The sequence below is a fragment of the Pseudomonas sp. TE3911 genome (assembly GCF_054062775.1).
This window is the reverse complement of sequence record NZ_JBSSFP010000001.1, coordinates 6,055,706-6,069,771: the sequence shown is the minus strand read 5'-3', so window position 1 is coordinate 6,069,771 and position 14,066 is coordinate 6,055,706. Positions and strand designations below refer to the sequence as shown.

The 14,066-nt window shown below is 61.1% G+C and carries 14 protein-coding genes; 9 read left to right on the top strand and 5 right to left on the bottom strand.

Annotated elements, in window-relative coordinates; all coding sequences use genetic code 11:
* Positions 1 to 100 precede the first annotated feature (100 nt).
* The 6 genes from ACVWXD_RS27620 (at position 101) to ACVWXD_RS27595 (ending at position 6,344) form a co-directional block, all read left to right on the top strand.
* A complete protein-coding gene (locus tag ACVWXD_RS27620) occupies positions 101 to 619 on the top strand; it encodes an RNA polymerase sigma factor (RefSeq protein WP_032883939.1) in 519 nt (172 codons plus the stop codon).
* Complete coding sequence (locus ACVWXD_RS27615; RefSeq protein WP_095185065.1) at positions 616 to 1,584, top strand: FecR domain-containing protein; 969 nt, start codon at positions 616 to 618, stop codon at positions 1,582 to 1,584. The genes ACVWXD_RS27620 and ACVWXD_RS27615 overlap by 4 nt, the downstream gene beginning before the upstream one ends.
* Before the next feature lie 157 nt (positions 1,585 to 1,741).
* The gene (locus ACVWXD_RS27610; RefSeq protein ID WP_260367970.1) at positions 1,742 to 4,180 is read left to right on the top strand and encodes a TonB-dependent siderophore receptor; all 2,439 of its coding nucleotides are present in this window, start codon (positions 1,742 to 1,744) and stop codon (positions 4,178 to 4,180) included.
* A 64-nt stretch (positions 4,181 to 4,244) separates the two neighbouring features.
* Positions 4,245 to 5,348 (top strand): PepSY-associated TM helix domain-containing protein, encoded by a 1,104-nt coding sequence (locus ACVWXD_RS27605; RefSeq protein WP_032883945.1) that lies wholly within the window; start codon positions 4,245 to 4,247, stop codon positions 5,346 to 5,348.
* On the top strand, positions 5,345 to 5,527 hold the full coding sequence (locus tag ACVWXD_RS27600; protein ID WP_457371534.1) for a hypothetical protein: 183 nt from the start codon (positions 5,345 to 5,347) through the stop codon (positions 5,525 to 5,527). Before ACVWXD_RS27605 ends, ACVWXD_RS27600 begins: the two co-directional genes overlap by 4 nt.
* Positions 5,528 to 5,714: 187 nt before the next feature.
* On the top strand, positions 5,715 to 6,344 hold the full coding sequence (locus tag ACVWXD_RS27595; protein ID WP_457371533.1) for a glutathione S-transferase: 630 nt from the start codon (positions 5,715 to 5,717) through the stop codon (positions 6,342 to 6,344).
* 557 nt (positions 6,345 to 6,901) lie between these two features.
* Here the strand turns inward: ACVWXD_RS27595 and creD are convergent.
* From creD to rloA2, 4 genes are read right to left on the bottom strand one after another with little or no spacing between them, the layout of a single operon-like run.
* On the bottom strand, positions 6,902 to 8,275 hold the full coding sequence (gene creD / locus ACVWXD_RS27590) for a cell envelope integrity protein CreD (RefSeq protein ID WP_099601655.1): 1,374 nt from the start codon (positions 8,273 to 8,275) through the stop codon (positions 6,902 to 6,904).
* 51 nt (positions 8,276 to 8,326) lie between these two features.
* On the bottom strand, positions 8,327 to 9,766 hold the full coding sequence (creC, locus tag ACVWXD_RS27585) for a two-component system sensor histidine kinase CreC (RefSeq protein ID WP_032883957.1): 1,440 nt from the start codon (positions 9,764 to 9,766) through the stop codon (positions 8,327 to 8,329).
* Entirely contained in the window at positions 9,766 to 10,434 is a 669-nt protein-coding gene (gene creB / locus ACVWXD_RS27580; protein WP_032883959.1) for a two-component system response regulator CreB, read from the bottom strand. The genes creC and creB overlap by 1 nt, the downstream gene beginning before the upstream one ends.
* 9 nt (positions 10,435 to 10,443) lie before the next feature.
* The gene (gene rloA2, locus ACVWXD_RS27575) at positions 10,444 to 10,944 is read right to left on the bottom strand and encodes a retropepsin-like aspartic peptidase RloA2 (protein WP_032883961.1); all 501 of its coding nucleotides are present in this window, start codon (positions 10,942 to 10,944) and stop codon (positions 10,444 to 10,446) included.
* A 172-nt stretch (positions 10,945 to 11,116) separates the two neighbouring features.
* Between rloA2 and ACVWXD_RS27570 the strand changes: the two genes are divergently transcribed.
* Positions 11,117 to 12,004 (top strand): acyltransferase, encoded by an 888-nt coding sequence (locus tag ACVWXD_RS27570; protein WP_181642923.1) that lies wholly within the window; start codon positions 11,117 to 11,119, stop codon positions 12,002 to 12,004.
* Here the strand turns inward: ACVWXD_RS27570 and ACVWXD_RS27565 are convergent.
* Positions 12,001 to 12,573 (bottom strand): DUF2780 domain-containing protein, encoded by a 573-nt coding sequence (locus ACVWXD_RS27565; protein ID WP_032883963.1) that lies wholly within the window; start codon positions 12,571 to 12,573, stop codon positions 12,001 to 12,003. The two genes, ACVWXD_RS27570 and ACVWXD_RS27565, sit on opposite strands and share 4 nt — an antisense overlap.
* Positions 12,574 to 12,703: 130 nt before the next feature.
* Between ACVWXD_RS27565 and ACVWXD_RS27560 the strand changes: the two genes are divergently transcribed.
* A complete protein-coding gene (locus ACVWXD_RS27560) occupies positions 12,704 to 13,330 on the top strand; it encodes a sigma-70 family RNA polymerase sigma factor (protein WP_122754275.1) in 627 nt (208 codons plus the stop codon).
* A complete protein-coding gene (locus ACVWXD_RS27555) occupies positions 13,327 to 14,004 on the top strand; it encodes an anti-sigma factor (RefSeq protein ID WP_095185074.1) in 678 nt (225 codons plus the stop codon). The genes ACVWXD_RS27560 and ACVWXD_RS27555 overlap by 4 nt, the downstream gene beginning before the upstream one ends.
* Positions 14,005 to 14,066: the final 62 nt, after the last annotated feature.

Sequence of the window (14,066 nt, the reverse complement as noted above, 5' to 3'; positions counted from 1 at the left end):
GCCTTCAACCCGACGGACGCCAATTGCGCCCATCCCACGCCTCTGACACAATCGCGAATAATTCTCGTTAGTTTAAACCCCTTGTTTATTCGGTGATGCCTTGTCGTCGGTCCAGAACCCACACAGTGAGCTTGTTGGCGCGTTGTATCGCGACCATCGTGGCTGGCTGTTGGCCTGGCTGCGGCGTAATGTGGCCTGCCCGAGTCGCGCCGAAGACCTGAGTCAGGACACCTTCATGCGCCTGCTGGGCCGTGACGAGCTGCGCGCCCCCCGCGAGCCACGGGCATTTCTGGTGGCGATCGCCAAAGGCTTGCTGTTCGACTACTTCCGTCGCGCCGCCTTGGAACAGGCCTATCTCGCCGAATTAATGCTAGTCCCGGAAAGCGAACACCCTTCTGCGGAAGAACAGCAACTTATCCTGGAAGACCTCAAGGCCATCGACCGCCTGCTCGGCAAGCTGTCGAGCAAGGCCCGCGCCGCGTTCCTCTATAACCGCCTCGACGGCCTGGGCCACGCGGAAATCGCCCAGCGCCTCGGCGTGTCAGTACCCCGTGTGCGCCAATACCTGGCCCAGGGCATTCGCCAGTGCTACATCGCGTTGTATGGCGAACCGTTGTGAGTGCGATCAGCTCAAAACCGGTCTCGGCCCGTGTGCTGGATGCGGCGATTGCCTGGCAGCTGTCCCTGGATTCCGGCGACGGCAGCGCGGTGGAACGTGAAGAGTTCAGCAAATGGTTGGCCAGTAATGAAGAACACGCTCGCGCCTGGCGCCAGTTGGGGATGCTCGACCAGCGTTTTGGCGTAGCCTCGGGCCCGGCGCGGGCGGCGTTGTTGCAATCGCGTGAAGGTATTCGCCAACGGGTGCGCAAGCTCGGTACTGGCCTGGCGAGTATCGCGCTGGTGTGCGGTTTGGCGTTGTTTGCCGGCGAGCGTTATGTGCCGATCCACTATTGGCTGGCCGACCAACGCACCGCCACTGGCGAACAGCGCACGCTGAAACTGGCGGACGGCACGCAGATCAACCTCAATACCCACAGCGCCATCGACGTACGCTTTGATGAAAAACGCCGGCTGATCGTGTTGCAGGAAGGCGAAATTCTCGTCGAGACCGGCCACAACGACGCGCGCCCGTTCTACGTGCAAACCCGCGACGGCAGCCTGCGGGCGCTGGGCACGCGGTTTATCGTCAGGCGCGAAGACGACGCCACGCGGTTGAGCGTCTTGCAATCGGCAGTCGCGGCGCAGCCGCAAGCATTGCATCAAGAACAGATTTTCAAGGAAGGCCAGCAAGTGCTGATGCGTGGCGACGGCCTCGGCCCAGCACTGGCCGTCACCCCTGCCACCGACGCCTGGACCCGCGGCATGCTGGTGGTCGACAACGCCCGCCTGGGCGATGTGGTGGATGAGCTCAGCCGCTACCGCACCGGCTACTTGGGTGTGGATAAAAGCGTGGCTGACCTGCGCATCACCGGCAGCTTCCCGCTGCACGACACCACCCTTGCGCTCAACGCTCTGCTGCCGACCCTGCCGGTGCGGATCGAGCAGCACACGCCGTGGTGGGTAACGGTCACGGGTAAGCCATAGGTTCTGGGGTGGCTGGGCTATCGCTATCGACGATTCGACTCGCCCCCGATGAGGCCCTCACACCCACCGCAAAAATATTTTGATCCTGCCCTATCACTTCTCGATTCTCGTTCGGCACATAGGCAATTGCGAATTACTTCCATTCAGGAGCCGCCCCATGTCCCGCACGCTAGACACCTTGTTGCGCCCCAGCCTGTTAGCCGTGGCCATAGCCCTCAGCGCCCCGCTGGCCAGCCCTTCACTGTTTGCCGCCGAACAAGCGCCCAGCGTGCGCGCCTACAACCTGCCGGCTGCACCGCTGGCCACCACCCTGAACCAAATCGCCAGCCAGGCCGGCCTCGCGCTGACCCTCAACCCGTCGCTGGCCGCCGGCAAGACCTCGGCGCCGGTCCAGGGCCAGTTCGATGCACAAGGTGCACTGCGCGAGGCGTTGCGTGGGACTGGGTTGCAATTGGAACAGGGTGGTGCGGGGACGTTTACCTTGGTGGCGATTCCTGAGGGGGTTGTGGCGCTGCCAGAGACCAGCATCACCGGACAGGGCAGTTATGAAAGCGCATGGGGGCCGGTGGATGGTTATGTCGCCACCCGCACAGCGGCTGGCACCAAGACCGATACTCCTATCGCCGAGTTGCCTCGCTCGGTCACGGTGATCACTCGCCAGCAAATGGAAGACCGCTCCGTTCTCAACCTTAACGATGCACTGCGTTACACCGCTGGCGTGCAGAGCAGTGGCTACGGATCAGACTCGCGCAGTGACTGGCTGCTGGTACGCGGGTTTGTCCCAACCCAATTCCTTGACGGTCTGCCATTGCCCAAAGGCAACTACGCCACGCCGAAGATTGACACCTGGAACCTGGAACGCATCGCAGTCCTCCGAGGTCCGGCCTCGTCGGTCTACGGGCAAACCCCACCCGGCGGTTTGCTGGATATGGTCAGTCGCCGCCCCCAGGCCGAAAGCTCGAACGAAATTGAAGTTCAGGCAGGCAGCAATAACCACAAACAGATCAACTTCGATAGCACCGGCAAGATCGACGATGAAGGACAGTTCCTCTACCGCGTAAGCGGCGTGGTGCGCGACAGCAACACCGCCGTCGACCACATCCCGGACAAGCGCTACAACGTCGCACCCAGCCTGACGTGGAATATCAACGACGACACCAGGTTCACGCTGCTGACCCAGTTCACCCGCGACGATACGGGTATCACCGGGCAGTTCCTGCCACTGCAAGGCACCAAGTTGAGTTCACCGGCCGGCAAGATTTCCCACCACAAAAACCTTGGCGATCCGGACTGGGAATTCTATGACCGCACTTACTACGCGCTGGGTTACGCGTTCGAGACGCGCCTGAACGACACCTGGCAGTTCCACCAAAACCTGCGTTACACCAAGAATGACCTGTCCTTCCAGGGCATTACCGCCGGTGGCGCGTTCTTTCCAAATGGGCCTGAAGTTGCGGTTGATGCCGATGGCAACGTGAGTCGTTCCGCTGGCAAGGTCGATGAAAACATCGGCCAATTCGCCGTCGACAACAACTTCCAGGCAGACTTCAAGACCGGCGCAATCAATCACACCCTGCTGCTGGGTCTCGACCACCAGCGCTCCGACAGCGATGCGCGCTGGTTGTGGGGATCGGCGGGCGTGCCGACCATCAACTTCAACCGTCCGGTGTATGGGCAGGACTTCTCGAAAGTCACCTACTTCACCATGTATGACTACAACCAGAAGACCCAGCAGACCGGCCTCTACCTTCAAGACCAAATGGCCCTCGACAACTGGCGCCTGACCCTCGGCGGGCGTGAAGACTGGGTCCATACCGGCACCACGTTTCATAACCTCAACGACGCAACCAATACTCAGCGTGACAAACATTTCAGCGGTAACGCGGCGCTGAGCTATGTCTTCGACAACGGCATCACTCCGTACCTGTCCTATGCTGAATCATTCCAGGCCGGCTCGGGTACACAAGTAGCCAGCACCGGAGCATTTAAGCCCACCGAAGGCAAGCAATATGAAGCCGGTATCAAATACCAGCCTCCCGGCACCAAAGCATTATTCACCGCTGCAGTGTTCGACCTGACACAACAAAACACCTCGGTCACCGAAGGCAGCATCACTCGCCAAGTCGGTGAGGTACGGGTTCGAGGCCTTGAACTGGAAGCCAGTGCCGACGTCACCGAAAGCCTCAAGCTCGTAGGTTCCTACACCTATAACGACAGTGAAATCACCGAAGGGGTTGCGGCAGAAAAAGGCAATCGCCTGAACCAGTTGCCTCGCAACCAAGCCACAGGCTGGGCCGACTACACCTGGCACAGCGGCATGCTGGACGGGTTCGGCGTGGGTGCAGGTGTGCGCTACGTCGGCGACACCTACGGCAATGCTGCCAACACCGACCTCGGTCATGTGGGGTCCTACACCGTATATGACGCCTCCGTGCACTACGACCTGGGCCGCGTAAACAGTTCTATGAAAGGTGTGACGGTGGCGGTCGACGCCAAGAACATCTTCAACAAGGATTACCTGTCGACCTGCGACGGCTTCTACTGCTACTACGGCGACCAGCGTAACGTGGTCGCCAGCGTGAACTACAAATTTTAAGACGGTGAAAAACCGCTGATGAAGGGCCGCCTGAACTGCGGCCCTTTTGCCTTTTGGAGCCGTGATGAAAAGCAAAACCATCCGCCGCTGGTCCTTCATCCACACTTGGACCAGCCTGATCTGCACCGTATTCCTCCTGCTGCTCGCCCTCACCGGCCTGCCCCTGGTGTTTCACCATGAGATCGACCATCTGCTGGGCAACGAGCCCACACTAGCGCAGATGCCTGCCGATACGCCGCAGCTCAACCTTGAGCAACTGGTCGCCAAGGCGCAGGCCCATCGCCCCGGTGAAGCCATGCAATACCTGGCGTGGGACGAGGACGACAAGAACGGTGTGATCGCGATCATGGCCGCTACTGCGGGCACTGAGCCCAATTCGTCCCACACTTTTATGCTCGACGCTCGCACCGGCGAGTCGGTGGAGATGCCTTCGGCCAATGGCGGTTTCACGCTGTTCCTGCTGCGTCTGCATGTGGACATGTTCGCCGGGCTGCCGGGCAAGTTGCTGCTGGCGTTCATGGGCGTGTTGTTTGTGCTGGCGATCATCTCCGGCACAGTGTTGTACCTGCCGTTTATGCGCCGATTGAAGTTCGCCACTGTGCGCCAGGACAAATCCACCCGCCTGCGCTGGCTGGATCTGCACAACCTGATCGGCGTGGTCACCCTAACCTGGGCGCTGGTGGTGGGCGTGACCGGCGTGATCAGCGCCTGCGCCGACCTGATCATCGCCGCGTGGCGTCAGGACAGCCTCAGCGCGATGATCGAACCGTACAAGAATGCCCCGCCGCTGACCCAGCGTGCCCCAGCAACGGAACTGCTGACCATCGCCGCCAAGGCCGCCCCTGGTATGCAGCCGGATTTTATCGCCTTTCCTGGTACACGCTTTTCCAGCGAGCATCATTACGCGGTGTTCATGAAAGGCAGCACCCACCTGACCTCGCACCTGCTCACGCCGGTGCTGATCGACGCCAGCACCCTGGCCGTCACCGCCGTTGCCGAACGGCCGTGGTACATGGACGCCATGGGCATGTCTCAGCCGCTGCACTTCGGTGACTACGGCGGCATGCCGATGAAAATCCTGTGGGCGGTGCTGGATGTGTTGACCATCGTTGTGCTGATCAGCGGGATTTATCTGTGGATCGTCCGGCGCAAGGCGGGCAAGGCATGAAGCCAAGGCAGTCGAGTTTCTGGAAGGTATTTGGCATCCCGCTGGGGATTGGCCTGCTCAGCGCCGCCGGTTTGTTTGCGGCGTTGCTGGGTGATGGGCTGTGGGATTCGTTGAGTTGGGTGGGGTTGGGGATACCGGCCGCCATTGGCATGTGGGCGTTGTTCAAGCGGCGTGGCTGAGGGCGCTATCGGGGGCAAGCCCCTCCCACAGGTGTTCCGCGTTCGTCATGACAACTCGGTCGACCGTGGGAGGGGCGGTGCGACGATTCGACTTGCCCCGATGAGGCCCTCAAAAACACCCGCACTCCCCCTCGCTAGCCACCGCGCAACCCTCTAGGCTAGCCACAGTCAATTTTGAGGTTTACCCATGTCCACTCCCAGCATGACCTTGTTCCATAACCCCGCGTCACCGTTCGTTCGTAAGGTCCGCGTGCTGCTGATCGAAACCGGCCAGCAGGATCGCGTGGCCCTGCAAGGGTGCATGCCGACCCCGGTCAACCCGGACGCGCAGGTGGTGCAAGGCAACCCCGTGGGTAAGATCCCGGCCCTGCGCCTGGCGGACGGCAGCACGTTGCACGACAGCCGGGTGATCCTTGATTACCTCGACCACCAGCATGTGGGCAACCCGCTTATCCCCCGCGACGGCGCGGCCCGCTGGCGCCGTCTGACCCTGGCCTCGATGGCCGACGGCATCATGGATGCCGCCGTGCTGGTGCGTTATGAATCGACCCTGCGTCCGGTGGAGAAACATTGGGCGCCTTGGCTCGACGAGCAGCGCAACAAGATCCGCCGCGCCCTCGCCGAGCTGGAACAGGATGCCATCGCCGAGCTGACCAGCCACTTCGACATTGCTTCGATCAGCGTGGCCTGCGCCCTGGGCTACCTCGACTTCCGTCATCCGGACATGCAGTGGCGCGTCGACAACCCTAAGCTTGCCGGCTGGTACGCCGAAGTCAGCCAGCGACCTTCGATGCTGGAGACCCAGCCGCCGGTCTAGCAAACCGCTCAGCTTTCCTGTGGTGAGTGGACGGTCTGTGGTAGTGGGCTGTCCGTGGTGAGCGGGCTTGCCCCGCGCTGGGCTGCGAAGCGGCCCCAAAACCTGCCAATCGGGTATTGCTGAAAAAACGCGGTGTCTGGATTAGGGCTGCTTCGCAGCCCAGCGCGGGGCAAGCCCGCTCACCACAGACAACCCGTTCACCCCAAAAAATCCACTCACCACAGACAGCCCCTTCATCCCAAAATCCACTCACCACAGACAGCCCTTTCACCCCAAAAATCCACTCACCACAGACAGCCCCTTCACCCCAAAAATCCACTCTCCACAGACAGCCCTTTCACCCCAAAAATCCACTCTCCACAGACAGCCCTTTCACCCCAAAAATCCACTCTCCACAGACCGTCCACTCACCACAGACCGCTCACTCACCACAGACCGCTCACTCTCCACAGCCCGCCCGCTCACCACGCAAACCTCACTCACCACAACAGCGGAAAACAGCGCGTTAATTTTCTCCACCAACTGCGACCGCTCTTGCCGATCCTCTCGTAACCCACTCATTGCACCGCCTCCAGATCAAACGCCAACGGCTCGACCACCTTGCGCTTGCCCACGCCGTACCAATCCAGTTTGCGCGTCAGCACCATCACTGTTCCCAGCAGGCCGAACAACAGCAGCGAGCCCATCAGCAGCGCGTAATCCTCGGCGCTCAACAGCCCGTACAACAAGCCGTACAACGCCGCCAACCCCGCCGAAAACCCCAGGCCGTGGGCGACGCTGCGCAGCACATGGCACACATAAAAGCCGATCAACATCACACAGGCACTCGCCGAGATCAGGTACGCCAGGGCAAAACCCAAGTGCTCGGACAACGACAACAGCAGCAGGTAGAAGAACGCCAGCGCCACACCCACCAAGGCGTATTGAATCGGGTGCACTGCCAGGCTCTTGAGCACTTCGAAGAGGAAGAAGCCGGCAAAGGTCAGGGCGATGAACAGCAGCGCGTATTTGATCGCACGGTCGCTCTTGAGGTACTGGTCCACCGGATCGATGAAGTTCACGCCGAAGCTGCGGCTGTTGAAGTCCTCACAGCTGTTTTCGGACAAGCAGCCACGCAGGGCTTCTTCAAGGTTGGTGGAGAAGAACGAAGTCTGCCAGTTGGCGGTGAAGCCCTGGTCGGTGACCTCACGCTGAGCCGGAAGGAAGTTGCCGATAAAGCTCGGGTGTGGCCAGTTGGACGCGAGTGAGACCTGGCTGGTCTTGCCCACCGGCACCACTTGCAGTTGCTCGGTGCCCTGCAGGCGCAGGTCAAAGGCGAAGTCCATGGCGGCCGGTTTCTTGTTGTCCTGCGCCGGCAGTTCGACGTGTACACCTTCACCCAACCAACCGACCTGACTGCCCGGCGAGAACTCCAGGCGCTGGCTGCCCAGCTCCAGTTTCAGCGCGTTTTCGATACCGCGAATATCGCTGATGCCCACCGCCAGAAACGCCGGTTCAAAGCGGTAATCGGCATAGTTCTCGGTGATGCCCCATTGCTCCGGCAGCACAAAACGCCCGCTGATGCGATTGTCGGCGTGGAACAGCCGAGCTTGGTAAATGCCCCGTGCGCGCAGTTCTGTCTGCACCTTGCCGTCGAGTTCAAAACGCTCCGGAAGGAAATACAAACGACCACGCACTTCACGGGTTTCTTCGTAGCGCTTGTTGAGCTTTTCATTGAGCTTCCACTCACGCACGGTCTTGCGATAGGGCACCACCATCACCGGGCCGGTGAGGCGTTGGGCGTAGCTGGAGCTGCGTGCGATGTCCATCAGTACGCCGTCGCGCAGTTGCTGGCGGTCGCTGATGATGCCGTTGATCATCAGCAACGGAATCAGCAACAGCAGGATCAGCAGCGCAATCGCGCCAAGTTTGAAAAGCAGGCTGCGGTTCATGGGTCTCTCCCTGTTTTGATGGAGAGAGAGTGGGCCGCGCATGTGGGGGATTTATGTGGGCAATGTGGAGACTGTGTGGAGATGCAGTTCTACGCGCACGCCGCCGGGGACGTTACCGATCTGCAATGCGCCGCCGTGAAGCTTCATCACTTCCTCGACAAAGTTGAGGCCCAGCCCCGTGCTTTTGCGTCCGCTGGCCGGGCGTGGCAGGGAATAAAAACGTTCGCTCAGGCGCGGCAACGCGTAGTCGGGAATCGGTGCGGCCTGGTTGAACAGGCTCACCTGCACATCGTTATGGTGCGTCTGTGCAGCGAATGCCAACAGGCCGCCAGGGGGGGTGAAATCCAAGGCGTTCTCCAGCAGATTGCCCAGTGCCTGGCGAAGGAGGAAGGGCTCGCCGAACACCTTCACATCCGCCGCAATCGTCTGCTCCACTTGCAAGCCGGCGCCTTCGATCCGCGCACATTGGGCCTTGAGCACGTCGTCGACCAAGGCTGCCAGCGGGATACTCACCTGCTCTTCCAGGCCTTGGCGTTGTTCCACTTGCGCCAGGTTCAGCAAACGCTCGATCAACTGCTGCAGGCGTGCGCTTTCACTGTCGATATTGCCGACAAAACGCTGCTGCTGCTCGCGGGTCATATCACCCTGCAACAGCTCTGCCGCGCCACGAATCGCCGCCAATGGGCTTTTCAATTCATGGGTCAGGGTGTGCACGTAATGCTCGACGTAGGCCTTGCCCTCCAGTTGCGTGCGCATGTGCTCCACAGCAGTGGATAACTGCTTCAACTCGCCACCACGGTAGTGAGGCAACTCGGCGCGCCGGCCTTCGCTGACCGCCTCGGCATAGGCCGTCAGCCGTCGTAGCGCGACGCTCAACCACCACGACAACAGCGCGCCCAACAGCAGGCCCAGGATGACTAATCCGGCGCCGTACCACAGCAGGCGCCGCTCAGTGCGATCCACATAAGGCTGCAATGAACTGTTGGGCTTGGCCACGGTGACCACGCCGATGATCTGGCCGTTGTCGCGGATCGGTGCACCTACGTGCATCACTGATGAAGTGGCGTCATCCGGTTGGCTGCGGGTGGAGCGGGCGCCGTATTCGCCGCGCAGCGTCAGGTAAACATCGTTCCATTTGGAGTAGTCCTGGCCCACCGCTTCGCCTGTGGAGTCGAGCAACACGATGCCTTTGGCGTCGGTGACATAGATGCGGTGGTTGACCTGGTTTTTCGGCAGGCCCCATATGGTCGCGCCCGGCTGACGGTTCCCGTAGGCCTTGAGCAATTCCTGCCAGTGGCTTTGGCCGAGGGTGCGGTTTTTGACGTCATCGCGCAGGATCTCGGCCAACAGGTTGGCGGTGTCCACCAGGGTTTCCTCGGTGGACTGGCGCACGCCGGGACGGATTTCCTTCATCACCGTGCTGAGCACGAAGTAACCGGTGAGGCCGATAAACAGCGCGTACACCAGGAAAATCCGCAGCCCCAGGCGCATCAGCTGTTGCTCGGGCTGTAGCTGTAGCCCAGGCCGCGATGGGTCTGGATCGGTTCGGCGTCCGCCGCCACGCTACGCAGTTTGCTGCGCAGGCTTTTGATATGGCTGTCGATATTGCGCTCGTAGCCGGCATCCGCCGGTACGCCTACGGCATCCAGCAATTGCTCGCGGCTGAACACCCGCTCGGGTTGTTCAAGCAGGCTCTGCAGCAGGCGGAATTCATGGCGCGTGAGGCTCAGGGGCTGGCCCCGATAGGTGATCTGCATCCGTTCCAGGTCCACCTGGAACACCGCCGGTGCAACGCCGGGGCCGACCCGCTTGAGAATCGCCCTGACCCGCGCCGCCACTTCCCGTGGGCTGAACGGCTTGACCACATAATCATCGGCGCCGATTTCCAGCCCCACTACCCGGTCGATCTCAGCATCGCGCGCGCTGAGGAACATCACCGGCACTTCGGTGAAACGGCGCAATTGCTTGCAGGTTTCAAAACCGCTGATGTCGGGCAGGCCGATGTCGAGGATGATCAGGTCGGCGGGCGTCTGCCGCTGATGGGCCAATGCCTCCTGGCCGAGGCTCAGCCAGGTGGTGGTAAAGCCCTCGCCTTGCAGGGCGAATATCAGCGTGTCGGCTATCGCCGCTTCGTCTTCGACAATCAGGATGTGGGGCATGGGTTCAAATCAGCAGTCCGGTTTGTCGGCAGTGTACCGACGAGCCGGGTTTACCGCTGCGCCAAATTCACGCAAGGCCTTGGCGCCGATCAGCAACGGATAATTGAAGCTGCTGCGGTCGGTCAGGTTGACCTCGACGGTCCGCTTGACGTTGCCCAGACACATTTCCAGGTCGATCACCGGGCGCTTGGCGACGCTGGCTTCGTCCTTGTCGTCGTCTTCGTCGGCGCGGCTCTTGATCTTGCTGATGCGCGAGACTTTGTGTTCGTAGACCTTATCGGAGGCGTCCTTGCCGCCGAGACGGAAGCGCACCCAGTCATCGCCATCACGGGTGAAGGTGTCGATGTCGCGGGCCGACAGCGAGGCGGTCAGCGCGCCGGTGTCCATCTTGGCCTTGAAGGTTTCGCCGATCTCCGGCAGTTGAATGTATTCGTAGCGACCGTAAAGGGTCGGTTCGGCCGCCATGACAGGCAGCGCAACGAGGGCAAGCAAGGCAAGGATAGATTTCACGTAGGTGGTTTCCTTGAATTAAGTAGGCGGATTCTAGACCGCAAAAGCGACTGTTAGTTAGTCAGCCCAACATACCCGGAACATTGTGAAACATTCGTCCGACGCTTTGCGATTTGGCCTCTAGACTCAGCTTGCTTATCATGATCCGCCCACAAGATCCCAAGAGTTGCTTATGCGCCGCCTGCTCACCGGCTGTTTGGTCACCCTGCTGCTGTTACTCAATACGCTGATCCTGATCGGCCCCTTGCTGGTGTTCGCCCTGCTCAAGCTGGTGGCACCGGGGCGCTACCGTGACTATGCGTCATGGGCGGTGATGTGGATCGCCGAGACCTGGGCCGAGATCGACAAACTGATCTTCGCCCGCTGCATCCCGACGCAATGGGACATTCGCGGCGGCGACGACTTGCGCAGGGACACCTCCTATCTGGTCATCAGCAACCACCAGTCCTGGGTGGATATTCCGGCGCTGATCCAGGCGCTCAACCGGCGTACGCCGTTCTTTAAATTCTTCCTGAAAAAAGAACTGATCTGGGTGCCCTTCCTGGGCCTGGCCTGGTGGGCGCTGGATTACCCGTTCATGAAACGCTACACCAAGGCGTTCCTGGCCAAGCACCCCGAGCTGGCGGGCCAGGACTTGAAGATCACCAAACAAGCCTGTGAGCTGTTCAAGCGCCAGCCGGTGACGGTGGTCAATTACCTGGAAGGCACGCGGTTCAGCGAGACCAAACGCACGCAGCAGGACTCACCGTTCACCCAGTTGCTCAAACCCAAGGCAGGCGGTGTGGCGTTTGTGCTGGCAGCGATGGGGGAACAGCTGGACGCAATCCTCGACGTCACGGTGGTCTATCCGCAGCAGAAGATTCCGGGGTTCTGGGACTTGATCAGCGGCGCGGTGCCGAAGGTGATCATCGACATCCAGACCCGTGAGCTGGACCCGGCGTTGTGGCAGGGAGATTACGAAAACGATCCAGCATTTCGCCAGACCGTCCAGAACTGGGTCAACCAGCTCTGGAAGGAGAAAGACGCGCGCATCGAACAACTGCGCGCGCAGAGTATTTAGCTGCCGGTACCCCAGGCCTGGGCCAGTTTGCCCAGCACCGAACTGCTGGCGCCCTGGCCACCCAGGTATTGCAGGATCACCGGAGCGAATTGGCCGATCATGCCGCTGTCCATGCCCAACGCGCTGAATGCGGTGTTGAGGTCGTTTGTGTTCTTCACGTTACCCAGCAAGCCGTCCAGGCCGCTGGTTTTGCTGCCACCGGTCTGGCCGAGCATCCCGCTCAAGGCCCCGAGGCTGCCCAATGCATTGTTGCCCGACAGCTGATCCAGGCCCGGCACACTGTTGCCCAGTTGCGAATAATCGTTGCCGCTCAGTTTGTTCTTGGCCAGGCCCAACATCGCGCCGGTGCCACCAACGGCTTGCTCGGGGGTGATATTGAGTTGCGAGGTCAGCGCGCTCAGCAAACCGGCCGTCTCGGACGACGGTGCGGCGGCAGCGGCTTTGTTGCTACCGCCCTGCATGCCGGAAATGGCATTGGCCGCATCACCAAGGCTGAAGCCCGCGGCGAGTACGGGGCCGGCCGCCAGAGTCATCAGGCAGGAAAGGGCGAAACCGCGTGAAATCTTCATTGAAACAACCTCTGGATATAGGTGCGAAAGCAGGCGTTTGACTGGGCATTCCGGGGGATTGTTCCCACACCCGCATCCGAATCGCCCTGCCCTACGTATAGGCTTCATACGCTGCCCGGAGCTGGATGGAATGAATGCCCAAGCTGAACTAACCTCTGCCTACCGTGCGCAGTCCCGTCGCCCTCAAACGAGAGCCTGGAGAAGCCCTATTACGCTCACTGATGCTGACACGTTGCGGCCCCTGCTGGCCCAATGCGCCTTGGGCAATCGCCAAGCGTTTGAAACGCTCTATCGCAGTGTTTCGCCGCGTCTGCACGGGGTCGCCATGGTGTTTATGGGACGCCAGGACCTGGCTGAAGAGGTGCTGCAGGAAGCCTTCGTACGCATCTGGTACAACGCTTCGCGCTACGAAGCCCACCTGGCGGCGCCGATGACCTGGATGATCAACATCACCCGCAACCTGGCCATCGACCAACTGCGTAAACGCCGCGAACAGCCTTTGGCCGACGGTCAACAGGACGCCTTGCTCGACGAAGGCCCCAGCGCCTACGAACGGCTCGACAGCGAACGCGAAGCCCGCGCGCTCAACCGCTGCCTCGACACCCTCGACGGCATGCAGCGTCAATCGATCACTGTGGCTTACTTCCAGGGCCTGTCGTGTTCGGAGTTGGCCGAACACTTGGCCGCGCCGCTGGGCTCGGTCAAATCCTGGATTCGCCGCGGCATGGAGCGCCTGCGCAGGTGCCTTGAATCATGAACTACAAAACCACAGCCCTGCGCCGCGCCCTGGCAGCCGACTACGCCATCGGACTGATGCCCGCCACCGCCCGTCGGCGTTTTGATGCGCTGTTATTGGAAGACGCCGCGCTGCGCGTTGAACTGGGCCATTGGCAGGAAGCGCTTGCCAGCCTGACCGGCGCATTGCCCGAGCGGCCGGTGCCCGAGCATGTGTGGGCGGGCATCAAGTCACGGATCGAGCCGCAGGTGCTGCACATGCCGGCCAAGAAACCGTTGTGGACGAACCTGCGACTGTGGGCGGCGGCGTTCGGGATTGTTATCGCAGTGCTGGTGGGCGTGTTGTACCAGCGCGACCTGGGTGTGGCGTACAACGCCACACTGGTCGCCGCCAACCAACAACCCGCGTTGCAGATCAAGGCCTTTGCCGACCACCTGCAAGTGGAACCCTTGTCACTGGCCGCCGTGACGTCGGCACAGGACCTGGAATTGTGGGCCATCAAGCCCGGAGGCAAACCGATCTCCCTGGGCCTGGTGCCCGCAGTGGGCAAAGGCCGAATCCAACTGAGCGAAGCGCAGCGAGCCTTGCTTACCGCACCGCTGACCTTGGCCGTGAGCCTGGAACCACACGGCGGCTCGCCCACCGGGCAACCCACCGGACCGGTGCTGTATCAGGGCCAATTGGCATCACTTTGACCTGCAAGGGGGTCAGGAACCCATCGCGCAAACCAGAGTCCATGACAGCACTGAAAGCCCTG